This window comes from Lysinibacillus phoenicis (assembly GCF_047238325.1).
In the GTDB taxonomy this organism is placed as follows: Bacteria; Bacillota; Bacilli; order Bacillales_A; family Planococcaceae; genus Lysinibacillus; species Lysinibacillus irui.
In genome coordinates, this window is the sequence record NZ_JBDFMP010000002.1 from 3,854,608 (window position 1) to 3,880,597 (window position 25,990).

Annotated in this window: 14 protein-coding genes; 11 read left to right on the top strand and 3 right to left on the bottom strand. The window is 36.9% G+C overall.

The window, feature by feature from the left end; translation table 11 throughout:
• Positions 1 to 11: 11 nt before the first annotated feature.
• Positions 12 to 1,184, bottom strand: a complete 1,173-nt coding sequence (locus tag ABC382_RS20745) for a MalY/PatB family protein (RefSeq protein WP_322612056.1) — start codon at positions 1,182 to 1,184, stop codon at positions 12 to 14.
• 72 nt (positions 1,185 to 1,256) lie between these two features.
• Between ABC382_RS20745 and ABC382_RS20750 the strand changes: the two genes are divergently transcribed.
• Positions 1,257 to 1,517: a DUF1871 family protein gene (locus ABC382_RS20750; protein ID WP_004228396.1), complete on the top strand. Its 261-nt coding sequence runs from the start codon at positions 1,257 to 1,259 to the stop codon at positions 1,515 to 1,517.
• Positions 1,518 to 1,594: 77 nt separating this feature from the next.
• On the opposite strand, the gene ABC382_RS20755 is transcribed toward ABC382_RS20750, so the two are convergent.
• Entirely contained in the window at positions 1,595 to 2,935 is a 1,341-nt protein-coding gene (locus ABC382_RS20755) for a sodium-dependent transporter (protein WP_322612055.1), read from the bottom strand.
• Between the two features lie 209 nt (positions 2,936 to 3,144).
• Here ABC382_RS20755 and ABC382_RS20760 point away from each other — a divergent pair, with 209 nt between their 5' ends.
• The 3 genes from ABC382_RS20760 to yugI all read left to right on the top strand — a co-directional run bounded on the left by ABC382_RS20760 (position 3,145) and on the right by yugI (position 5,782).
• Positions 3,145 to 3,693: an RNA polymerase sigma factor gene (locus ABC382_RS20760; protein ID WP_322612054.1), complete on the top strand. Its 549-nt coding sequence runs from the start codon at positions 3,145 to 3,147 to the stop codon at positions 3,691 to 3,693.
• Positions 3,686 to 5,320 carry a hypothetical protein gene (locus tag ABC382_RS20765; RefSeq protein ID WP_322612066.1) on the top strand — a complete coding sequence of 545 codons (1,635 nt, stop codon included), beginning with the start codon at positions 3,686 to 3,688 and terminating at the stop codon, positions 5,318 to 5,320. The genes ABC382_RS20760 and ABC382_RS20765 overlap by 8 nt, the downstream gene beginning before the upstream one ends.
• Positions 5,321 to 5,404: 84 nt before the next feature.
• Positions 5,405 to 5,782 carry a S1 domain-containing post-transcriptional regulator GSP13 gene (yugI, locus tag ABC382_RS20770; RefSeq protein WP_004228409.1) on the top strand — a complete coding sequence of 126 codons (378 nt, stop codon included), beginning with the start codon at positions 5,405 to 5,407 and terminating at the stop codon, positions 5,780 to 5,782.
• A gap of 43 nt (positions 5,783 to 5,825) precedes the next feature.
• Here the strand turns inward: yugI and ABC382_RS20775 are convergent, their stop codons facing one another.
• On the bottom strand, positions 5,826 to 7,133 hold the full coding sequence (locus tag ABC382_RS20775; RefSeq protein ID WP_312505803.1) for an AAA-type ATPase lid domain-containing protein: 1,308 nt from the start codon (positions 7,131 to 7,133) through the stop codon (positions 5,826 to 5,828).
• A 145-nt stretch (positions 7,134 to 7,278) separates the two neighbouring features.
• Between ABC382_RS20775 and pruA the strand changes: the two genes are divergently transcribed.
• The 7 genes from pruA (at position 7,279) to ABC382_RS20810 (ending at position 25,973) form a co-directional block, all read left to right on the top strand.
• On the top strand, positions 7,279 to 8,823 hold the full coding sequence (pruA, locus tag ABC382_RS20780; protein WP_412927069.1) for an L-glutamate gamma-semialdehyde dehydrogenase: 1,545 nt from the start codon (positions 7,279 to 7,281) through the stop codon (positions 8,821 to 8,823).
• Between the two features lie 241 nt (positions 8,824 to 9,064).
• Positions 9,065 to 10,258 (top strand): ornithine--oxo-acid transaminase, encoded by a 1,194-nt coding sequence (locus ABC382_RS20785; RefSeq protein WP_322612052.1) that lies wholly within the window; start codon positions 9,065 to 9,067, stop codon positions 10,256 to 10,258.
• 83 nt (positions 10,259 to 10,341) lie between these two features.
• Positions 10,342 to 11,586 (top strand): Glu/Leu/Phe/Val family dehydrogenase, encoded by a 1,245-nt coding sequence (locus ABC382_RS20790; protein ID WP_036119847.1) that lies wholly within the window; start codon positions 10,342 to 10,344, stop codon positions 11,584 to 11,586.
• A gap of 422 nt (positions 11,587 to 12,008) precedes the next feature.
• Entirely contained in the window at positions 12,009 to 16,400 is a 4,392-nt protein-coding gene (locus ABC382_RS20795; RefSeq protein WP_412927070.1) for a DUF8202 domain-containing protein, read from the top strand.
• Between the two features lie 177 nt (positions 16,401 to 16,577).
• Positions 16,578 to 21,611: an S-layer homology domain-containing protein gene (locus ABC382_RS20800; RefSeq protein ID WP_322612050.1), complete on the top strand. Its 5,034-nt coding sequence runs from the start codon at positions 16,578 to 16,580 to the stop codon at positions 21,609 to 21,611.
• 202 nt (positions 21,612 to 21,813) lie between these two features.
• The gene (locus ABC382_RS20805) at positions 21,814 to 24,867 is read left to right on the top strand and encodes a sensor histidine kinase (RefSeq protein ID WP_322612049.1); all 3,054 of its coding nucleotides are present in this window, start codon (positions 21,814 to 21,816) and stop codon (positions 24,865 to 24,867) included.
• Positions 24,864 to 25,973, top strand: coding sequence for a response regulator (locus ABC382_RS20810; RefSeq protein ID WP_312505795.1), 1,110 nt, complete (start codon positions 24,864 to 24,866; stop codon positions 25,971 to 25,973). The genes ABC382_RS20805 and ABC382_RS20810 overlap by 4 nt, the downstream gene beginning before the upstream one ends.
• Positions 25,974 to 25,990: the final 17 nt, after the last annotated feature.

Sequence of the window (25,990 nt, forward strand, 5' to 3'; positions counted from 1 at the left end):
TTATTTCTTTATTATTGTTCAAAAGCCTTTTTAAATCGTTTTACACCATCTTGTACGGTTTCAAATGAACAAGCTACATTCATACGGAGGAAGCCTCGGCCTTCTTCACCGTATTTTGTCCCTGGTTCTAAAGCAAGCTTACCTACTTCTAATAAGCGATTCATAAGATCTTTTTCTTCAAGAGCTAGCTCTCTGTAATCAATCCAAATTAAATAAGTGGATTGTGGTTTTGTCACGCGAATGCCTGGAATCTGCTCTAACTCGGCTTTTACATAGTCCATATTGGCAGAAATATATGTGAGTAGTTCATCTAACCAAGCTGAGCCCTCAGTATAAGCGGCATGAAGTGCTACAGAGGCAAACGTATTCAGTGAGCCTTGCCCACTAGCCATATTAATTGCCTCTAGTTGTAAACGTTTTTTCTTATCTGTCACGATCATATAAGAAACTTGAATTCCTGCTAAGTTAAATGTTTTAGTGGGAGCCATGCACGTGACAACACGATTAATTTCATCGCCTGCAATTTTTGCTAAAGGTATATGTTTTTCCCCATTGATCATTAAATCAGCATGAATTTCATCAGAAATAATGATGACATCGTATTTAGCGCAAAGTCGTACAATTTCTTTTAAAGTTGCTTCATCCCATACATAACCCCCTGGATTGTGAGGATTACATAATATGTAGGCTTTCACATTTTGCGCTAATGCTTGTTCAAACGCTTCAAAATCATAAACATAGGTACCATCTTTTTCAACTAATGGACAGCTTATAACTTCACGACCATTACTTTTCGGTATGTTAAAGAATGGTGGATAAACCGGTGAGGAGATGAGTACTTTGTCGCCAGGGTTAGTGAAAGCTACAATGCTATTGGCTAAAGCAGCGACGACACCATTGCAGAATACGATAGACTCTTTGTCAATATGCCAGTCATGACGAGTATTTTGCCAGTCTACAATTGACTGGATTGCATCTTCGCCAATAAAACTATAACCAAAAACAGTTTGTTCTGCATGTTGCTGTAATGCCTTTGAAACAGCTGCTGGAGCTGCAAAATCCATATCAGCTACCCACATTGGCAAGATATCAGACGCATCATGTAAGCCATAAACTTTTTCCATTGCGTCCCATTTTACGGAATTTGTAGAACGACGTTTAATAGTTTGATCAAAAATAGACAAGCAAATCACTCTTTTCTTTTTTATTTACTATGGTATCATACGAGTATGATCAAAGGATAATAGGTGAGTATTTTGGAAAATATAAAAATGAATCAAGCAGCTGTCCATCTGCTAGAGGAGTGGGATCCATTCCACTTAGGTCCAGACCATTATGATACGGAAACAGCAGATGTTGTAGCGGCATTGCAAGGAATTGATGATCCTTCAACTCTTGCAAAAGTAATTCAAGAAACATATGAGCATTCGTTTGAACAATGGATACCGTTTGAAGATTGTGTAGCCATTTCTTATAAACTGATTGCGATTAAATTTGAAGCAAAATGTATTATCTAAAATATTTTGCATTTTTCTTATAAAAAAGGGGTTGTCATGGGACAACCTCTTTTTTATTGCATATTTGAGGCCACTTCTTATTTAAATAAAGGTAGGATTCCCTGAATGAAAATAATGAATATAGCAATAGGGGAAACGTAACGAATTAACATGAACCAAATAGTAAACATGAAGCTAGATGCAGCCAATTCCTTACGCGAAATATCCTTTGTATAATAATAACCTGCAAAGATAGAAATTAAAAAGGCTCCAATAGGCATGCCTATGCTGTTTGTCATAAAATCAACAAAGTCAAAAATAGAGCGGTCTAAAATTTTTATATCAGATAATATACCAAATGATAGCGCACTTGGAATACCGAAGATGAAAATGATAATGCCGCCAATCCAAGCAATCTTTTTACGCTTTTCAGGTTTGTCTCCAATCGCAATGGCCACAACTATTTCTAACATGGAAATGGAAGAAGTGACTGTAGCAAAAAGTAATAGGATAAAGAAGATTGTTAAGAAAAGACCACCAAGAGGTAACTGCTCGAAGACAGCTGGCAAAATAATAAATACGAGACCCGGCCCTTGATCGGGCGTATAGCCAAGCGCAAATACTGCAGGGAAAATAACAAGACCCGCAAGTAAAGAGATGATAATGTTCATGGATGCAACATTAATCGCAGAGTTACCAATCTTCTCGGTTTTAGACAAGTAGGAGGCATAAGTAATCATTACAGCAATACCTACACTTAGTGAGAAGAATGCTTGTCCTAATGCCATTAAAAACGTTTCAGCGTTAAAGTAAGACCAATCAGGTACAAACATAAATTTAACGCCTTCCATTGCTCCATCTAAAGTTAAGGAGCGTATCACTAACACAATAAAGAAAATGAAGAGTAGAGGCATCATCCATGTGCTTGCTTTTTCGATTCCACCCTTAATACCTGCTGACACAATGACCACTGTTAGCAACATAAATAGTCCTTGTACAAGCAATGCTTCAATTGGGCTGGAAATAATAGTGCCAAATAAATCAGCGTAGTTGATGTCTGAACTAGCATTCGTCAGCTTAAACGAAATGGCGCGTGCTAAGTAGCTTAAAATCCATCCACCAACAACACTATAAAATGATAAAATAAGGCCCGCAATCACCATACCGCCCCAGCCAATTAAATACCAAGGCTTTCCTGGTGCTTGTTCCTTAAATGATGTAACAGCATCTTTTTGTCCTCGTCGACCAATCATAAACTCTGCTATGAGCACTGGTAAGCCAATAAAGAATGTACATAAAATAAATAATAAAATAAAGACACTGCCGCCATTTGTACCTGCCATATAAGGAAATTTCCAAATGGCCCCTAGCCCAATTGCACTTCCTGCAGCAGCTAATATAAACCCAATTTTAGTTGTAAATTGATCTCTCGATGACACGAAAATAAATCCTCCTTATACTAAAGTTTTATTTTACCTCAATATTCGCATAACACAAGCTATTATCAGAATATTGATGATGGCTATTTGTTCATTCCCAGTGGATAGGAACTAGACTGGTAACTTATTAGGAAGGTACTCCTTTTTGAGTAAAAGTTTGTAACAATTGGATGAGAAGTTTCGTTCCATTAACAAAAGGAGGGATCATGTTGACGGAAGCTGAGTTAATAGCGAGGGCACAGCAAGGGGATAAAGATGCTTATATTGAACTTATCCGCATTCATCAACGAACCGTTGAAAAGTTTGCCTTTCAATGTGGTGTACATACAAACGATTTAGCTGATGTTTCACAGGAAGTATTTGTGAAACTGTATCGGTTTTTACATCAATTTAAACAGGATCGATTTACAACGTGGCTTTATAAAATCACTTTAAATGCAACACGTGATTATTATCGGAAGGAACAACGACAGCAGGCAAAAGAGGACAAACTCCATGCTCAGCAACAAAATGCCTATACATCAGCAGAAGATAATGTACTTTTGTTCGAAGAGGACAGGCATCTACACAGTGCTATTCAAGCTCTTGATGAAAAATACCGTTATCCTCTCGTTTTGTATTATTTCCACGAATTAAAATACGAAGAAATCGCTGAAGTCTTAAATATTTCATTATCTACGGTCAAAGTGCGATTATTACGTGCGAAAGAAAAGCTAAAGGCAGCGTTAATGCAGGAGGGGAGTGTTGAAAATGGATGATAAGCAATTTGAGCAACGTATGGCACTACTGAATAAATCCTATGAGCGAATGGAATCACAGTTAGATCCACAACGAGTTCTTCAGCAAATTGATGCCGAGGATTACGCAAGAGAATCTTTAGAAAGCGTCAATATGGCTCAAAAGCCTTCTGCAAAGTGGCAAAAAACGGCTGTATGGATCGCTAGCATTGCCAGTGTGCTCTTGGTAGGTATTTTAATTTCGTCTTATATGTATCCTTCAGCATTCGTTCAGTCAGATGAAGAAAAGATTGAAAGTAGCTATGAAGAGTGGTTCTCTAGTTTACAAAAGAAGTATCAAGAGAAACGTGAAAAAACACGCATTGAGTTGAATATACCTGAGGATGACTTTAAGAAACTTTCGTTTGTTGAAACGGCGGACTATATATACAATGATAAAGCTAAAAATAAAAAAATAGTGTTAAATAGAATGGCTTATGATTCAAAATATTTAACGCAGTTAGAGCAAGAAATACTAGATAGTTTGCAAACACCTCGAGAAATGATTGAGCGAATTGAGAAGAACGAAAAACCGATGTCATTTGGCGAGTCTAGATATTTCTTTAGCAAATATTACTACCCAACGAAAGGCGTTTTACAATATTATACAAATGAGCTTTCCCACTATAATATGGTGTTGTCACAAAAAAAGAAAGATTATCCTAAAGAGCTAAATCAGTTAATTGCAACGGCCAAAAAACAATATTTTGAGTTGTCTTATGATGGACAAAACTATAGTTTTAGAACAAATCCCATTTTTATGAAGGATGCACCAGTATCTATTGACCGTCTTCATCCTGGTGTATTAGGCTATTTTAAATATTTGGCTACGGGCTCTTTATTCAATGGTGAGGATTTACGATTTTCTGCAGAAGAATCTGCTCGTATTTTAAAGTTATACGAAAGAACATTAGTAAATGACCTATCAACATCAGGACTCGATAACCTATTGCGAAATTTAAACAAAGAGTTCGAAAATGCCTGGCTTGTATTATTAAAAGGTATTGATGACAAAATGAGATACTCACCCGAACATATAAAGCTATTAAAGGATACGGCAAATGGGAAGTATGGAGAATCGATGCGCTTGCCCGCACAATTTATCGTTGAAGAATATAAGGGAAGTGGGAAATCCAAAACACTAGATCAGCTAACAAAACAGGATATCGGGATAGAGCTTTCTCATTTAAGTAATGATGTCTACAGACAATCAGAAGATGGTGCAACAAGTTTGCGTATTGATTTTCGATGGATTTATCAAACTGAATCCCTTTACAATGCCTATATAACAAGTAAAGATGATAGCATTCTAGAATCATTGAATCCAATAAACGTTGTAAGCCTATTCTTATATGCACAAGGTAAAGGTGATCAAGAAACAGCTAAGCAGTTACTATCTCAAGATGTCGATTTAAGGAAAGTGTCTCCATTTGATGGGATGGAACATTTTACAATTCTTTATGCAACAGATGCCTCTCATACAACCATTAAAGCTGGTGTTAAGCCAGAATCAGTTCAACTAATTGGTCAGCATATAACCTTCCAGTTAGGTACAGTGACTACAGGAAAAGGTGAAAAACGTTGCATCATTACAGCCATTTCCGAGTAAGGAGATTTTTTGCCCCGTTTTTACTCGTATGTTATAATTTAAGCGATATATACGTAGCAAACAAATAGAAAGTGGGCAAAGGTTATGGTAAAAAAATATGAATTAGGAGACGTGTTGACCGGAAAAGTTACAGGTATTCAACCATACGGTGCATTTGTTGCATTAGATGACAATACGCAAGGCCTTGTGCATATTTCGGAAATAACATACGGCTTTGTGAAGGACGTTAGTGAATTTTTAGCTGTTGGGCAAGAAGTAGAGGTTAAGATACTTGAAATCGATGAAGAGGCCGAAAAGATAAGTTTATCGATGAGAGCGCTACAGGATCGCCCAGCAACAGTAAGAAAAAAAGATGCACCACCACGCAAATCATTGCAGGACCGTGTAGATGAATCGGATGCAAATGGTTTTAATTCCTTAAAAGATAAATTACAGGACTGGATTGAACAATCCGGTCAATAAGAAAACGAGGATGCTTTCGAATGAAGGTATCCTCGTTTTTTTACTATTGTTTTTTTAGTTTGCGAATTCGATATTGTAGGTTTTGTCGGCTCATTCCAAGCGCATTTGCTGCCTTTGTAATATTGCCCTCATATAAATTTAAGACATTTTGCACATAATATGATTCGGCTTCACGCAAATAAGCATCAAGTGGCATGACATTATGATTTTGATGAAACATAAAGAACTCGGGCTCTCGATTGTTTGTGTCTTGCTGTTGTACTTTGAAGCGGAAATGTAAAGGCAATAAATCTGAAGTAACAGTGGACTCCGTTGTCATAAAGGACACAATTTCATCCAGTAGTAGCTCAAGTTCCTTTAAATTACCTGGCCAATCATATTGTAAAAATAATTCTTGTACATCTGGTGCAAGTTCAGTGACTTGTGAGGCAAATCGTTCTCGATGTCGACTAAAATAATCTTCGACAAATGGAAGAATATCTTCTTTTCGATCCGTTAAATTAGGAATGGTAATAGCCATTGTTGCAAAGAAATAATAAAGAGACTTTGACAGCTTTTTCTCGGCAATCAATGTAATAGGGTCACTACCTACACTTCCAATCAGCATATATTTGGACTGGGGAAGCGATTGTAGTATATCTAACAGCTGCTCTTGAATGTCTAAGCTCAGAAAATCTATGCGTTCAAAGAAAAAGGTATACTCTTTATCTTCTTCTAAAAGCTGTTGTAATTTATCAAGAACCGATTGAGCTGAGCGGCGACTAACGAGTGTTACGAAGGCGTCAGGATCCGGAGAAGCAGCATGGTGAATACCTTCAGCAACTAAATCTTTCCCAGTGCCCGATTCGCCAATTAATAAGACAGGTAATTTTACGGCAGCAGCTTTTTTAGCGTTCTCGATCACCTGCTTCATTGCTTCAGAGTCAGCTTTAATCATATCAAATGTTAGGGGTTCATCGTAACGACGAAGGGGTTGATAAACAAGCTTTTCCAAAGAAGTAATATCACGAGCAAATTCGATTGCTCCAATCAGCTTACCTTCAACAAAAAGTGGAAAAGTATCATTGATTGTTGTAATTTCATGGCCATTTTTATTCCAATAGGATTGTTTTACATTGATTTCTTTTTTTCCTGTTTGTAAAACACGCATTAATGTACTTTCGTGTTGACGAAAGGAAAACATTTCAATAATTGAACGATCTGCAAGTTCATCAAAATGAAATCCTTCAATTTCTTTCATTTTTGTGTTGTAAATAATTGTTTTACCAGATAAGTCTACTGCATGAATACCAACGGATACATTTGTTGCAATAAACTCATAAAAAGGTAGTAAAGGTTCAGAATTTTTCATAAAAAAGTGCACCTCAAAAATTTTTTACTTGAAATATGCAACGAAATTTTGCATTATAATAAGTGTAAGAATATTTTATACGCAAAGATATTTTGCGTCAATGTTTTTTGCATACCCAAATAGATCTCACAAGGGAGGATTAAGTATGATTCCATACAAACACGAACCATTCACAGATTTTTCACAAGAGGCAAACTACAATTCTTATGTAGAGGCTTTAAATAAAGTTGAAGGTTACTTAGGTCAAGACTATCCACTAATTATCGGTGGCGAACGCATTACAACTGAAGATAAAATCGTTTCATATAACCCTGCAAAGAAAACAGAAGTAATTGGTCGCGTTTCAAAAGCGAGCAAAGATTTAGCTGAAAAAGCGATGCAAGCAGCAGATGAAACATTTAAGACTTGGAAAAAAGTTGATCCAGCTATTCGTGCAGACGTTCTTTTCAAAGCAGCAGCGATTATCCGTCGTCGCAAACATGAATTCTCTGCATTATTAACAAAAGAAGCTGGTAAGCCTTGGGCAGAGGCTGATGCAGATACTGCAGAAGCAATCGACTTCATGGAATACTATGGTCGCCAAATGCTACGCATTAAAGATGGCCACCCAGTAGAAAGCCGTCCAGGTGAATACAACCGTTATGACTACATTCCATTAGGTATCGGTATCGTGATTTCTCCTTGGAACTTCCCATTTGCAATCATGGCTGGTACAACAGTAGCTGCATTAGTAACAGGGAACACAGTGTTATTAAAACCAGCGTCAACAACTCCAGTTATAGCATATAAATTTATCGAAGTATTAGAAGAAGCTGGTCTTCCAGCAGGAGCTATTAACTTCGTACCAGGTTCTGGTGCTGAAGTGGGTGACTACTTAGTCGATCATCCAAAAACGCGCTTCATCAGCTTCACAGGTTCACGTGATGTTGGTTTACGTATTAACCAACGTGCTTCTGTATTAAATGAAGGTCAAATTTGGATTAAACGTGTTATCGCTGAAATGGGCGGTAAAGATACGATCGTTGTCGATAAAGAAGCGGATTTAGAGTTAGCTGCACAATCGATCGTGAAATCAGCATTTGGTTTCTCAGGTCAAAAATGTTCAGCATGTTCTCGTGCAGTCATCGTAGAAGATGTGTATGACCAAGTAGTAGAGCGCGTGGTTGAATTAACAAACGCTTTAACAGTTGGAGACCCAACAGACTTCAGCAACTTCATGGCAACAGTTATCGACCAAGCCGCTTTCAACAAAATTACTGAGTACATTGAAATCGGTAAAGGCGAAGGCCGTCTAGTAGCTGGTGGTACAGCTGACGATTCAGTAGGTTACTTCGTACAACCAACAGTATTCGCTGACGTTGATCCTTCAGCTCGTATTATGAAAGAAGAAATCTTCGGACCAGTTGTTGCGATTGCAAAAGCAAAAGACTTTGACCAAGCAATTGACATCGCAAATGACACAGAATACGGCTTAACAGGTGCAGTTATCACGAAGAACCGTATGAATTTAGAAAAAGCTCGTGAAGAATTCCATGTAGGAAATCTTTACTTCAACCGTGGCTGTACAGGTGCAATCGTAGGTTACCAACCATTTGGTGGCTTTAACATGTCAGGTACAGACTCAAAAGCTGGTGGCCCAGACTACCTACAACTGCATATGCAAGCTAAAACAACTTCAGAAATGCTTTAATTTTCAAATTGACGTTAGGGCTGTTCAAATAAGTAGAAATTGAGGCATTTCAAATAAATTTGGGATACTTCTCCAGGTAATGCTACCCCTGGCTAAAACCGTAACATGACATGGTAGTTTACTTTGGAGAAGTGAACAAATTTACCGTTTGAATTATTGGTTAATCATTCTACTTATAGAGATACATAGTCCCTTTCTTCCATAGAGTTTATATTATGATTTAGTTAGGAGAGAACAGGATATGACAAAAAGTCAACAAGTTATTGAACAAACGCAAAATTTTGGTGCAGCTAACTATCATCCACTGCCAATCGTAATTTCAGAGGCTGAGGGTGCTTGGGTTAAAGATCCAGAGGGCAACAAATACTTAGATATGTTATCTGCTTATTCAGCTGTAAACCAAGGTCATCGTCACCCAAAAATTATCGCTGCTTTAAAAGAGCAAGCAGATAAAGTAACGTTAACTTCTCGTGCATTTTACAGTGAAAACCTAGGTGAATGGTATGAGCTAGTAGGTAAATTAACAAATAAAGAAATGGTATTACCAATGAATACAGGTGCTGAAGCTGTAGAGACTGCGTTTAAAGCAGCTCGTCGTTGGGCATATGATGTAAAAGGCGTAGAAGATGGTAAAGCTGAAATTATCGCATGTAATGGTAACTTCCATGGTCGTACTATGCTAGCTGTATCTTTATCTTCTGATGAAGAATACCGTCGTGGCTTCGGTCCAATGTTACCAAACGTTAAACTAGTAGATTACGGTAATCTTGAAGCATTAAAAGCGGCTATTACACCAAATACTGCTGCATTTTTAATTGAACCAATTCAAGGTGAAGCTGGTATCGTTATTCCTCCAGAAGGTTTCTTAAAAGCAGCTCGTGAACTTTGCCGTGAAAACAATGTATTATTCATCGCAGACGAAATTCAAGCTGGTTTAGCACGTACTGGTAAAATGTTTGCTTGTGATTGGGAAGAAGTAGAGCCAGATATGTACATCCTAGGTAAAGCACTAGGTGGCGGTGTATTCCCAATTTCTTGTGTGGCTGCAAACCGTAGCATCTTAGGTGTCTTCAACCCAGGCTCACACGGTTCAACTTTTGGTGGTAATCCTTTAGCATGTGCAGTTTCTATTGCATCTATTGAAGTTTTACTTGATGAAAAATTAGCAGAGCGTTCTCATGAGCTTGGCGAATATTTCAAAGGTAAATTAAGAGAAATTAACAACCCAGTCATTAAAGAAGTACGCGGTCGTGGTTTATTTATCGGTATGGAATTAACAGAGGCTGCTCGTCCATACTGTGAAAAACTAAAAGAACTAGGCTTATTATGTAAAGAAACACATGATACAGTTATCCGTTTTGCACCACCACTAGTGATTTCTCAAGAGGATTTAGATTGGTCAATCGAACAAATTGAAAAAGTATTTAAACTTTAACAAAATGTTCACATTTTAATTCGGAAGTATGTTACAATGATGCCGATAACTATCATTAAAAAAAACAAAGAGGCGATTTAATAATGTCTGAAAACTTAAATCTTTTCACATCAACACAAGATGTCATTCAAGATGCTCTAAATAAACTTGGCTATGATGAAGCAATGTATGAATTACTAAAAGAACCGCTTCGCATGCTCCAAGTACGTATCCCAGTGAAAATGGATGATGGTACAACAAAAGTGTTTACTGGTTACCGTGCACAACATAATGATGCAGTAGGACCAACAAAAGGTGGGGTTCGTTTCCACCCACAAGTATCTGAAGAGGAAGTTAAAGCGCTTTCAATGTGGATGACATTGAAATGTGGTATTGTCGACCTACCATACGGTGGTGGTAAAGGCGGTGTCATTTGTGACCCTCGTCAAATGTCTATGGGCGAAATCGAACGTTTAAGCCGTGGCTACGTACGTGCAGTAAGTCAAATCGTAGGACCAACAAAAGATATTCCTGCGCCAGACGTATTTACAAACGCACAAATTATGGCATGGATGATGGATGAATATAGCCGCATGGATGAATTCAACTCTCCAGGCTTTATCACAGGTAAGCCACTAGTACTTGGTGGTTCTCAAGGTCGTGACCGTGCGACTGCACAAGGTGTTACAATCGTAATCGAAGAAGCAGCGAAAAAACGTGGTATTGATATTAAAGGTGCTCGCGTTGTTATTCAAGGATTTGGTAACGCAGGAAGCTTCCTTGCGAAATTCATGCATGATTTAGGTGCAAAAGTAATCGGTATTTCAGATGCTTATGGTGCACTTCATGATCCTGAAGGTTTAGATATCGACTATTTATTAGATCGTCGTGATAGCTTCGGAACAGTAACAACTTTATTTGAAAACACAATTTCAAACAAAGAATTATTAGAGCTTGATTGTGATATTTTAGTGCCAGCTGCAATTGAAAACCAAATTACTGCTGACAATGCTCACAATATTAAAGCCAATATCGTAGTAGAAGCAGCAAATGGTCCAACAACTGCAGAAGCAACTAAAATCTTAACAGAGCGTGGCATTTTACTTGTACCAGACGTATTAGCCTCTGCTGGTGGTGTGACAGTTTCTTACTTTGAATGGGTTCAAAATAACCAAGGTTATTACTGGACAGAAGAAGAAGTGGAAGAACGTCTATACAAAAAAATGGTTGAAGCATTTGATAATGTATATACAACAGCTACAACACGTAACATCAACATGCGCTTAGCAGCTTACATGGTAGGTGTTCGCCGTACTGCAGAAGCTTCTCGCTTCCGTGGATGGGTGTAAGCAATAGATCGAAAAACGAGTCATTCCTTAATCGGATGGCTCGTTTTTTTCATGTTTATTCGTATAAATAAGATGTTCAAGTCGCTGCTCTAACATCATTTTTTTCTCCTGCCGAACTCTCCGTACCTGAAGATATTTAAACGTAACGATTCCCCCGATCAACAGGATACAACAAAAAACGACAATTATAAGCATAACCATAGCAAAATCCCTTTTCCTTAAAGTAACCCTAACTATACAGATGCAGCCTAAACAAAATCTGAACAGATGAACTATTACGATTAGATAAAACCAGTATAATGAGCCTTTTGTTCAGATTTTGTTCAGACATAATATAGTACATTAGAATGTGTTGAAAATACTAGAATAGAAAGGAGAAAAGGAGAATTATAGGGATATTTGAAGGACGGAGGTATGAAGAAATGACAAGGAAAAAACGCTGGCTACGTTCCCTTTCTGCGGTGCTCTCGTTGTCTTTAATTACAAGTAGTGTATCGTTTTTAGGAATACAGGAAAAAGCACAAGCAGAAGATTCTGGTGACCCGGTGGTAACTATGGGTAGTCCAGGTGGTGTCAATAGTGGTTTAATTTCATGGGTGGATGTAGAAAAAAGTGCAGGAATAAAGGAAGGCGAAATTCAAATCCCTTCTTTAACAGATTTAGCCACAGAAGGCAATTGGTCAGTTGTAGGAACTGTTCAAAATGATAAAGTAGCAAATGCATTAAATTTTAATGGAGGTATCCACATATCATCCGGAAAAGGCTATTATAGCCGATCAGGGGCAGATTTCGATACTAAAAGCTCAGCACGAGATATTTTTTCAGTTCAAAAAAGTGATAATTATTCTGGATTTCCTTGGGAATGGGGAGGAAGTTATACTGCATCATCTCAGTATGGACTGAATAATGGTCAACAGATTCGAACCTATTTTGGTAGTAAAAAACATCGTGATGTAAGTATTGGCAAACATGATTTAAAGAACGGTTCACTAATGAATATTTGGAGTGCAACCAATGACTGGGGACTTTCACTAAATGGTAAAATATTATCTAATGATTCCACTAATGAAACTAATTTCACCTCCCCAATAACAAGTAGTAATTCTTATTATTTTGGAGCAGGTCATAATTCTCGATTTAATGGAATAATTAATGAAACGATAGTTTATAACCGTAAACTTGAGGATAATGAGCGTAAAAAGGTAAATAGCTACCTTGCATTAAAATATGGGATTACATTGAAAGATGATGGTAGTTTAATTGATTATATTGCTAGCGATGGTTCTACAATGTGGAAAGCTATTAACAATACAGATTATGGCAACCACATTACAGGTATTGGACGCGATGATAACGGTGCTTTATATCAAAAACAATCAAAATCTCAAGTGAATGGTGCGAATATTACAATTTCTTTGGGAAATGAGATCCAAGCAACGAATGCAGAAAACCTTAACACAATCACAAACGACAAATCATTTTTCATGTTTAGTGATAACGGACAAGACGCAACATTTGCTACTCCATTATCTAAAGAAGCTGAGCAGTTACAACATACTAAACGTATCTACAAAATAGAAAAAACAAATTGGTCAGATACAGATATTACGCTGCAAATAGAAAAAGTAGTAAGTGCAACAGATTGGCCGCTTTATTTAGTTATTAGTGCAGACGACCAATTTGACACTAGCGATTCATTCCACCAGCTAACAGATGGAAAAGTAACGTTAGATAGTAGTAAATTTACGAATGGTGCATACTTTACGATCGCAGCACCTGTGCCAACAATTGAAAGTGCATCACTCGAGCATGCACAAGCAGGGGGCAATCAAATTACCCTAACGTTTGACAAAGATATTAAATTGACTAGTGGAGAAGGCTTTACGATTACAGTTAGTGGTAATACAATTACAAATGCAATTTTTACAGTTGATCCAGCTGATGCGAAAAAACTCATTATTACATTACCAGCTGATACAGTTGTAACAGGCAATGAAGTAAAAATTGACTATAATACTACTCAAGGTAGCTTAAAAGGGACAAGTGGTGTGTCCGTAAGTAACTTTGAAGTACAAATCGTTAATAAAGAGCTACTTCAAGCGAAAATAAATGAAGCAGAAGGTTTAACAGCTTCAGACTATACAGCCGAAACATGGGCAGCTTATCAAGAGCAATTAACAGCAGCTCAAAATGTATTAAATGATCCAAATGCAACGCAAGAAGAAGTGAATCAAGCATTAGCTGATTTAACTATAGCTCAAGAAGCGCTACAAAAAGTAACTGGTGTTAATAAAGAGTTGCTTCAATCTAAAGTAGATGAAGCAACAGGTTTATTAGAAACAGATTACACACCAGAGACTTGGGCAAATTATCAAAGTAAATTAACAGCAGCTCAAAATGTATTAGATGATCCAGATGCTACCCAAGAAGAAGTGGATCAAGCGTTAGCAGATTTGACAATAGCCTACAAAGCATTAGAAAAAGTATCTGGCGTTAATAAAGCACCACTTCAAGCGAAAGTAGAAGAAGCAGGAGGTTTAACAGCTTCAGACTATACACCCGAAACATGGGCAGCTTATCAAGAGCAATTAGCGGCAGCTCAAAATGTATTAGATGATCCAAATGCAACGCAAGAAGAAGTGAATCAAGCATTAGCTGATTTAACAGTAGCTCAAGAAGCGCTACAAAAAGTAACGGGTGTTAATAAAGAGCCGCTTCAATCAAAAGTAGATGAAGCAACAGGTTTATTAGAAACAGATTACACACCAGAGACATGGGCAAATTACCAAAGTAAATTAACAGCAGCTCAACATGTGTTAGATGATCCAGATGCTACCCAAGAAGAATTGGATCAAGCATTAGCTAATTTAACAGTAGCTCAAGAAGCGTTACAAAAAATAACGGGTGTTAATAAAGAGCCGCTTCAATCTAAAGTAGATGAAGCAACAGGTTTAACAGAAACAGATTACACACCAGAGACTTGGGCAAACTATCAAAGTAAATTAACAGCAGCTCAAAATGTGTTACATGATCCAAAAGCAACCCAAGAAGAAGTGAATCAAGCATTAGCTGATTTAACGGTGGCTCAAAAAGCTTTAAAACCAGTCGTTATAACAGCAGGTCTAGGCTCATTAGTACCATCTCAAGGTGCACTAAATCCAAGCTTCTCATCAGAAGTAACAGATTATACGATGAACGTTGATTATGCCACATCACAATTATCGTTCTTAGCAACACCAATTATTCCAGGTGCTTCGGTGACAACAACGGTCAATGGACAACTAGGTACCCTTGAACAAATTCCACTACAAGTAGGGGAAAATATTATTGTGATCACAGTGGCAGATGGAAACGGCAATGTGAAACATTACACGATTAAAGTATACCGTGAAGCCTATACAGGCGGAGGTAATTCAGGCGGCGGAGGTACATGGACGCCAAATCCAACACCACCGGTAACACCGACACCAAGTGAAACAAAAACAAAAATTCAGGTAGAACTTGAAATTGACGGTGACAATCCACTTGAAAAAACAACAGTGGAAATTGAACGTACGAAGCATGCGAATGGTGACGTAACAGACTTTGTCAACTTAACACCAGCGCAAGCACTAGAAGCAGTAGAAAAAGCGAAACAAATTGGTAATAGCATTGCACGTATTGTTATTCCTGATGTCAAAGATGAAGTGGATCAAGTAACGGTAGAAGTACCAAAACAATCTCTACAAACGTTACGTGACAATGGTTTATCATTAGAAATTTCTACTGAAAATGGTCATATTGCGATTCCGCATAGCTCAATGGAAGGCATTGACGACAACTTCTACTTCCGTTTAGTACCAGTGAAGAAGGAAAGTGAGCGTCAAGCGATTGAGGAACGTGCAAAAGCAGAGCAAGTCGTACGTGAAACACTAGAAAGTGATGATGTACATGTTGTAGCACGTCCGATGACAATTGAAACGAATATGCCAAGTCGTCCTGTTCAAGTAACACTACCTTTAAAAGGTGTGAATGTACCAACAGTGGCAGCGGAGCGTCAAGCATTCCTTGATCAATTAGCTGTATTCATTGAACACTCAGATGGTGAGAAAAAAGTAGTGTTCCCTGAAGTCGTAACAATGGCGAAGGGTGAACTGGGTCTACGTTTCACGGTAGAGAAGTTTAGTACATTTACAATTATTCAATTTGAAAAACCAGAGGTAAGTGAGCACGAGGCTTATATTAAAGGATTCCCGAATGGCACATTTGGTCCTGATAAGAATGTAACACGTGCACAGATAGCGATCATGATGGCTCGTATTTTAGGCTACACAGAAGGACAAGCAGTCCATAAAGCACCATTTAAAGATGTAGCAAAAGATCATAGTGCGGCAGGAGCGATTGCCTTTGTTAAAGAACAAGGCATTATGAATGGTGATCAATACGGCAACTTCCATGCAAATGCCAACATTACACGTGCTGAAATGGCAGCAGTCGTAGCCAACTATAAACAGCTTTCTGTAGAAGAAGGGGCAGCGATTACGTTCAAGGATACAAAAGGCCATTGGGCACAATGGATTATTGAAGCAAATCGCGCCTCAGGCATCATCAACGGTCTTGAGGACGGAAGCTTTGCACCAAATGCAGCGTTAACACGTGCACAGGCTGTTGTAATTATGAACCGCATGTTTGAACGCGGTCCATTACATGGCGTGACAGAACCAAGCTTCCTAGATGTTAAAGCCACACATTGGGCTTTCAAGGAAATCGAAGAAGCAGCTAACTCTCACAAGTATTTTATTGATGAGGAAGGCAAAGAGCAGCTTTCAAAATAATAATAGTTTAAGCAGGCTAGGGAGAAAATCCTTAGCCTGTTTTTTTGTTAGAGTTGAAAGTACTTTGTATTTTATTTTAATTAGTACTTTTGTTCAGATTTTGTTCAGATAAAATTTGTTAGACTTAGTGAGGTTATTTTATTATTGAAATTTAAATAAATGAGGAGGAAGTAATAGATGAAGAAAAGCAATGTATTATATGACAAACTATTTAAAACTGCACTAGCTACAACGATGGCAACAAGTGCCATTGCAGTTGTGGCACCAGACTATACAAAAGCAAGCGAAAATGAGGAGATTTTTTCGGATGTTAAAGTATCCTCTGATTATTATGAATATGTGAATGAATTATTTGAGCGTGGTTTTGTTAGTGGCTACAAAGATGGTTCATTCAAACCAGGAGGACTTTTAACACGTGCAGAAGCCTCAAAAATTTTAGCACTCAATTTAGGACTAGATGTTACTAAATCATTTCATCATACATTCAAGGATGTTCCAACGAGTGATTGGGCATACCCGTACATAGCAGCGTTAAAAGAAGCAGGCGTTATTGATGGATTTCAGGATGGAACCTTCAAACCAAATGCTCCGATTACACGAAATCAAATGGCGAAAATTATTGTTAATGGCTATGGCTTAGAGCCTGCAACAGAAATTAATTTACCATTTTCAGATACACAAACAGAAAATAATTGGGCTGCCCCTTATATTCAGACTTTATTTGATTTAGGTATCACAACTGGACAAACTGCTACAAAATATGGTGGAGATTCAACAGTAACACGTGGGAACATGGCCGCATTTACAATCAGATCAGAGGTAACAACGGATTATCGTGATAACCGCCGACCAGATGAGAAAATGATTACTTCTATAAATGGGAACAAAATGACAATTGGTGGTCAGGTGTATTACATCAAAAAAGAGTTACAGCCATTACTTCATGCACGAAATTTAGCTTTATTAAATGAGGCGAATCTAGATTTTATCAAAATTGGTACAAAAATTATCGGAATTCGTAATTTAGAATTAGTAAACGGTGGTACAGCAGAAAATCCTCTGACATTAGATTTGGCTGGTGGTACAGTCGAGGCAAATATAACAATTGCTGGCGATTATATTAAACTGGCAAACGCAAATATCACAGGTGATATAACGGTTAAAAAAGGTGACCAAAAACAAATTGAATTAAATGGGCTAGCGTTAAACGGTCGCTTAATTATTGAAGGGGAAGCAAAACGTGAGCAAGAATCGGTCATTAAGCTTGCAAACACAACAGTGGATGAGATTGTTGTAAATCGTGACAAAACTAAGATCTTGACAGATAATGCTTCACCAACTATTAAGGTTGATAACAATGTATCTAATATTGAAATTGCTGGTAAAATAAGTTCCATCAATTTTAGTGGCAATCAGGATGTTGTCGTAAAAGGACAGCTTGAAACTAACAATTTAACAATTGATACCCCAATAAAAGTAACGCTTGAAAACAAAGCTCATCTACCATCTGTGGAAACAAAACAATATGGAAGCCAATTAATTGTCCCTAAAGACACTATAATTGATACGTTAATTAAGCCAGAAAATATCAAGCCTGAAGAAGCTGTAAAGTACCCAGCAGGAGAAACGGCAACAATAAAAAATGTAACAAATAGTGAGGTAGTTGAACGCCCAACTACGCCATTAACTCCAACTCCAACTCCTTCAACTGGCGGTGAATCTTCAGGAGGCGGTTCAACAGGTGGTGGAAATAATGGAGGCACAACGAACCCATTTGTATCCCAAACTTTAAAAGCCAATAATGTTGAGGATACAGACAACAAAGACCCACTTGCTGTAGGCATGATTGGTACAACAGTTACATCAAGTAATAATAATGTTGCAACAGCTACCTTAAAAGATGGAGAAATCATTATCACATCAAAAGGTCCTGGTACAGCTATTATCTCAATTAAAGAAGATGCACCTTCCTTAAAAGAAGCACAAATTATCGTTACAGTAGATGCTAATGGTAAAATAACACATATGATTAAACGTCCTCTTGAGGTAGTGCAAGATAAAATTACTGCAACACCAGCACCAAGTGCAGAGGATGCAATAAAAATATTTGAAGGTGTTGATATTAAAGGTGTAACACCGGAAAATATTACAGAAGTAACAGCTGCCGTGAAAAAAGCGATTGCTGAAAAAGGTAAACCGTTAACAGAAAATGAATTAAAGTTAGTAGTTGATACGGCATTGCTTCCTTCGCTTATAAAAAAAGATAACCCAAGCTTAGAGCAGGTATCAACACCACTCGATTTAGTTACAGCTGGACCAAATGGTACAAGCTTTGAATGGAAGTCAGCAACAAAAGTGGGCGACCATAATGCAAACATCGACCTATCAACAGGTAATGTAACTCAAGATGATGCAGATAATAAAAATGATAAACTTATGTTAAATGTTACAGCAACGAATGGAAATGCATCTAAAGAAAATTCCATCGAAACTACAGTTTTAGAATCGAAAAAGCCATACCTAGTAAGTGCAACTTTAAATGATATCGATAAAGATGGAAATACTTCACCAGGTGATACAATTACATTCAAATTTAGTGAACCTGTCAAATATTCAGGTAATACAGAGGATCATAATATTGATGAGCATCTTTTTGGAAAAGACTTTGTCTTTGGTATGGGAACTGATCAATATCCAATCAACGCTGTTTGGTCTGAAGATGGGACAAGCCTAACAATGACAATCGGAGGAGACACTACTAGCCCTAATGTCTATAAAGTAGGCTCTGAAATATCCCTAGTGGAAGGCTCTGTAAAAGATGCAAATGGTGGTGAAAGTATATCCAATTCAGTTAAATTACAACTTGAGCCATTTGCTTATGAAATTGTTCAAAATGATTTAACAGGGGACTTTATCTGGAAAAACAATGAGGTTGTAAGTGAAGCAGCTGGGAAAATTCAAGATTCAATTACTTTCTCACAGAATGGGGAACCAGTAGAAGGTTTAGAAATTTCATATACAGATGAAGATATCGCTCAAGGTACTATCGCATCAGGTGTATTCTCACTTAAATCTGTAAATGTTACAAAAAACGGTAATACACAAAAAATCATTTTTGCGGATGGGGAAACTCTTAAGGTTACTACGTCAACGGTTTTACGTGTAAAAGACAATACAGAAGTAACAAATAGTATAAATCATATTCTTGTGAAAAATGGTTTGGTAAAAACAATTACAGTAGATGATTCTGTAACAGATACTATAACAGTATCTAAAGCAACTTTAGCTAACCCGGTTACTATAGACGGTAAGGATAAATTAATATTTAATGCAGGATTGGCGGTTACAGCATCTCAAGATGAAGTTTTATTGAAAAATTTAACGGTAACAGGTGGTTACAAAGGCGATCAAAAAGATGGAGAACGCGGACCACTATATTTAAGTGGAGCAGCAGACGTTACACTTGATCATGTAAGAGTGGATGCAATAGGCTCTGGCGGTTATGGAGCTTCAGGGATACTATTAAAAAATGCTAATGCAAAACTAGTAATAAAAGATTCAACTGTTTCGACTGTTTTTGCGAAATCTGATAATCCAGCTTATTACGCATGTGGAATACGATCTGATGTAGAAGGTGCTTCTATAGATATTATTAATTCTACAATCTTATCAAATGGTGCAAACGGAGTTTCAAGGGTTATTCAAACGGGCAAAGGTGCTTCTTTAAATATCGCTAATAGTACAATAAATGCGGAAGCGACTACTTACAATGGTACCGTATATGGGATTTACTTAGGAGATGGCTCTAGTTTAACAATGAGTGACGCAAGTAAAATTAGTGTCAAAGCTCCAAGTGCCAATGGATTTGGGATCGGAAATAATGTCAATTATTCAAATTTAAATGTTTCGGATACTACTGTATTTGATATAGATAATCCAGCTTCTGGAAAAATAAAAGCTCCATATGAGTATGATCCTGAAGGTTTAGTTGTACTTAATAATGCATGGGCAAAAATTGATGAAAACTTAATTAAAGCCGATAATCCATCCTTAAAGGAAGTAACAGAGGCTCTAAATTTACCAACTAATGTAGAAGGCGTTTCAGTTTCATGGGCTGCTAATACAGTAGATGGAGCAACAGTCAATGCTGACGGTACGGTTACTAGAAGCAGCAATGATGATGAAGATGATATAGTGACATTAACAGCAACACTTACACATAATGGGATGACGAAAACGAAAGACTTCCAAGTAACTATTAAGGAAAATAAAGTTCCGACAATCGCTTCGGCAATATTAATAGATGACAATGCCGATGGAAAAGCTACTATGGGTGAAAGTGTTGAGCTGACATTTAGTGAACCAGTAACTTTCAGTCAATTATTAATTGGTGACCAAGAAATTAATTTGGAACAGGGAACTTGGTCAGAAGATAAGAAGAAGCTAACTATTACTTTACAAGACGACATAACAGCAGTTGGTACAGTAACTGTAAGGGTTAATGACTTAAAAGATGCTGCCAATAATTACACTATTGAAAGTATAGTCGATTTAATTGTGCCAAGTGCAATAGAAGCATTTAAAGTTTCGAATGTGAATATTATACAAAATGGTGCTGAACCTATAACAGTAACTCAACAAGGAATTTATAAATTTTCTGTTGATATAAACCTTACTACAAATGGAGAAGGATTTGCTCTAGATAATGTATATGTTGCTCAGGTAAGTGGTGGGGTCTTGAAGAAAATTGAAACTGGGACTGCAATTGAAAAATATGATACAGTTTTAGAACTTGGTGGAAACCCTTATACGATCGTATCTGTAACAGAAAAGGTTGCAAGTGGAAAAGACCCAGCATTGACAAGAAACATACGCTATCCAGGAACTACGTATAAAGCTGAGGTAATTCAGCCAAGTTTAGTACCATCACCAGGATCAGAGCAAATTGCATCTTTTAAAATATCTGATGTTGTACCATTGGCAGGGACAAATACTCGCAATAAGACTATCGCAATTACTATAGATGGAATGTCAGTTGAAAAAGTAATTACTTTATCAAGTGAAACAACTGATTCTAGTCTTGCTACTGCTATTGCTGAGGCATTTACAGATGAATTTTTTGGTTATACTATTACGGCTGTAAACAGTGACGTAATGATTACAGCAAACGAAAAAGCACAAAATGTATCAATTTCTGCTGAACTAAAATAATATTAAGTAACTAAGTTGAATGCCCCGTCAAGGATATTACTAACCTTAACGGGGTGTTTTTTGATCAATTAGAAAAATGATTCCTTGTTCAGATTTTGTTCATGCATTCTGTGATACTATTTCTAAGGGAGTTGATTGAAAAAAACATAAGCAATATGATGTTAATATACATAAGAATTTACTCGTCTACGGAGGCGTGATAATGAAAAAGAATATCCTACTTATTGTTAGTATTATCATGCTGTTTGTTATGGTCTTTTTCTTTAGCAATTGGCATTATTTCTCCAATAATCATCCTCAACTGGTACATGAAGGTGTTGTAAAAATAGAGGAGGAGCAATTACAAAAACCAATAAAGCTAGAAGGAGAATGGGCTTTTTATCCTAATGTCTTAATTCCCTCCTGGGAAAAGCTTGATAACTATGAAAATACACGGCTTACATTAGATGTTCCTTTTAGTTGGGGGAAATATGTACAGCCAAATGAAGAAGGGCTTGAGGTTGGCACCTACCACGTCAAAGTAGAGGTTCCGAGAGATGGATTTTATGGGTTATATATTCGATCAATTCGACAGGCAAGTCGTGTTTTTATAAACGGAGTAGAGGTAGGATCTAAAGGAAAAGTAAGCACAGTGTTAAGCGAGTATGGCTCTGAAAATGATGATAAATATACTGTCTATGCTCAAAGTGACAATAAAAAACTAGACATTATCATTCATGTGGCGAACTACAATCAATCTCAGCCTGGTATCGTCTATCCTATTGAATTTGGCAAAAAGAAGGTTATTCAACAGCATTATAATTGGAAAGTGTTTTTAGATGCATTAATCAGTATTGGGCATATCGTCATTGGTGTCGTTTATATTTTTACCTATATACAGAATCGTAAACGTAAAGAAGAGCTGTTCTTTGGCATTTTTACTATTTCATTAGGGTTTTATATGTCGTTTATTAATCAAAAGGTGTTTTTCCTTTTATTTTTGGATTTTGAACCTGTCAACCAATTGCGTTTACAGCTAGGTTCAATTCCGATAGCGCTCCTATCTTTAACACTTTTTATTTATTCGATGTATCCGCAACTACAAAAGAGAAAAAACATTTATATGATTGTGGCCTTGCTCGCAGTTGTCTTTGTTTTTTATGGAATTTATAATCCCATAACTCAAAATGCAAGAGCTTCTTCTGATTTAGAGGTGTTCCTGAGGAAAATAGCGTATATTAGTGTAACGGTACCCGTTATTTTCTATAATGTTTGGATTCTGATCCGAGTGATGTTAAATCGACTTGAAGGTGTTCGTTATGTATTAATCGTTATTTCAGCTATTTGTTGTTATACGATTTTACTTGTTATTAATTTTATATTTGGTATACCGATTGATTATACAGAATTTGTGCTGTTTTTACTGATCTTATTCGGCTTTGCTTCATTATTAAATTACCGGGCTAATCAAGCATTTGAGAAAATCCAAACTTTATCAGAAGAATTGCTAGCACACAATCAAATGAAGGATGAATTTCTACTAAAAACATCCCATGAATTACGTACCCCCCTTAATGGTATTTTAAATTTATCAAAAACCTTAATGGAAGGTGGGCAGGGACCGTTGAAGCGGACGCAACAGGAGCAAGTCATTTTGATCCATAATGTCACACAGCGTTTAGGACATTTAGTAGAGGATTTATTGTTTTCATCCAACCAAATGACGGGTGAAGTAAGAGTTTCTCCTCGTCAAGTCCCTATCTCTGTTGTCAATGAGGTAGTAGAAGAAATTCTTAGTGTGATGCCTAAGAATAGTCAAGTCCGTTTACATGCTGAAGTTGATTTAGCGCTGCCAGCTCTATGGACAGACGAGTTACGCTTTAAGCAAGTGCTCTATAATTTACTGCATAATGCCATGAAATACACAGAAAATGGCGAAATCGTAGTGACGGCTTATGTCAATGAAGAGCATATGGTGATCGAAGTGAGTGATACAGGCGTTGGCATTCCTGCACAGGATTTAGATCGTATCTTTAATGCCTTTTATCAAGTAAATAATCAACATAAAAAAGAAGGGCTCGGTTTGGGATTAAGTATTACTAAAAATATTGTAGAAAAATTAAATGGTGACATTCATGTAACAAGTACGTTAGGACAAGGGACAACCTTTACGTTTACAATGCCACTTGCAACTGGTGAAAATGTTAGCATTGAGCAATCACCTGCGATTGTCACACAGACAACTACTGAGGTACTCCAGCTTAACTTACCACTTATTCATAAAGGAAATGATAAAAAAATACTTGTTGTGGATGACAATCATGTCAATATAAAAGCTTTAGCTGACGCATTAGCTGTCAAAGGATATACAGTGATAGCTGTTGATAATGGCTTTGATGCTGTAGATTATATTAAAGCAAATAAAGTAGATTGTATGTTAATAGATTTAATGATGAATGGGATGTCTGGTTATGAGTTATGTAAACGAGTACGCAAACAATATGATATGCTGGAATTGCCGATCATTATCTTAACAGCAATCATGAAGCACTCTGATTTAGTGTTATCTTTAAAAGTTGGTGCAAATGATTACTTACAAAAACCTATTTCAATGGATGAATTATTTATTCGCATTGAATCTTTGTTAGCTGTTCGTCAATCTTCAATAGATGCCATAGAAGTAGAAATGAATTATTTGTATTCACAGGTCACGCCACATTTTGTGTATAACACGCTTAATACAATTATTGGTTTGAGCTATACGGATATGGACAATACTCGTGAAGCACTTTATTGTTTGGCAACGTATTTCCGAGCCAAGCTTAATGTCCATTATCGAAATAGCTTTGTCTCTGTTGAAGAAGAGATGGAGCTGGTAAAAGCATACTTATATATTGAAAAGATGCGTTTTGGTGATCGTTTAACGATTAAATATGATATTGATGAATCCATTCATTTAATGATTCCTGCATTATCTATTCAGCCATTAGTTGAAAATGCTGTTTTCCATGGTATTTCTAAAAAACAAGAGGGCGGTACAGTAGAGATCAGTGTACAGCGTGAGGGGCAGTTTGTCCGCATTAAAATCTATGATAATGGTGTTGGTATCCCTGAGGAAAAACTTCATCAGCTGGTAAATGAAGAAAGTACCCGTATTGGCTTTATGAATCCGTTAAAGAAATTCAAATTAATGAAAAATGCAAGTTTACGTTTATACAGCGAGGAAGGAAAAGGGACCACTATTGTCGTTTTATTACCAGAGGGTGGTGGAGCATGAACATAATTATTGTTGATGATGAAAAAATGGCAATCGATGTTTTAAGCATCATGCTACAGCGGCTGACGCAATTTCAGATTGACATCAAGGGGGCATTTACAAATGCAGCGGATGCCCTCCGTTTTCTTGAAAAAGAGTCAGTTGATCTTGTCTTTTTAGATATTGAAATGATTGATATGCATGGTATGCAAGTGGCTAAACAATTGCTAGAAAAGCATCCATCCTTACAAATAGTTTTTGTGACGGCCCATGCACAATTTGCTGTGGATGCATTTGAAGTAGAGGCAACAGATTATTTATTAAAGCCTGTCCATGAAAAACGACTGGTCAATGCATTAGTAAAAGCGCAGAAGAAAATGCAATTACAAGTAGAAGCACAACCCGTTCGTAATGAGAATTCTATATATGCGCATACTTTAGGCAGTTTTTATTTACTCGATGCTAAGCAGGAGGTCATTAAGTGGCGTACTAGGAAGACACGCGAGCTGTTTTTATATCTATGGTTTCATCAAAAAAAGCCTATGATGAATGTTGTCATTATAGAGGAATTATGGCCAGATTTAGATTTTGAGAAGGCGACAAGTAATTTACATACGACGATCTATCAATTAAGAAAACTGCTAAAAGAAAATGGAATGCAAGATTCCATTCAATTAATTAATAACCACTATCAATTAAATGTAGAAATTAAAAGTGATTTTGATTATCTGAACCAATTATTGGAACAGAGTGCGCATGATGAAGATTCCATTCAGCAACTATTGAATTGCTATGAAGGTGATTTTTTAGCTGAGGAGGAATATTCATGGGCTATTCAAATGAGACTTCGTTTAAAGCAGGGTGTAATGCATGTGCTTGAAACATATATTGCCCATTCAAATTCTGTTAATTCATTGTTGAAATATAATTGCCTGCAAAAATTGCTAGAGCTAGATGAATTTAATGAAAAGTATATGTTTCTTTTGTTAAAATTTTTAATCTCGCAAAATAAAAAACAGGATTGTACGAAGTGCTACGAAGCCATTCAGGAAAAATTAGCGGAGATTAATATGCCTGTCCCTGAGAACATTCATAAAATTTATAATGATTACATGTCGAAAGTGTAATCTTTGCTTTCTTCAAC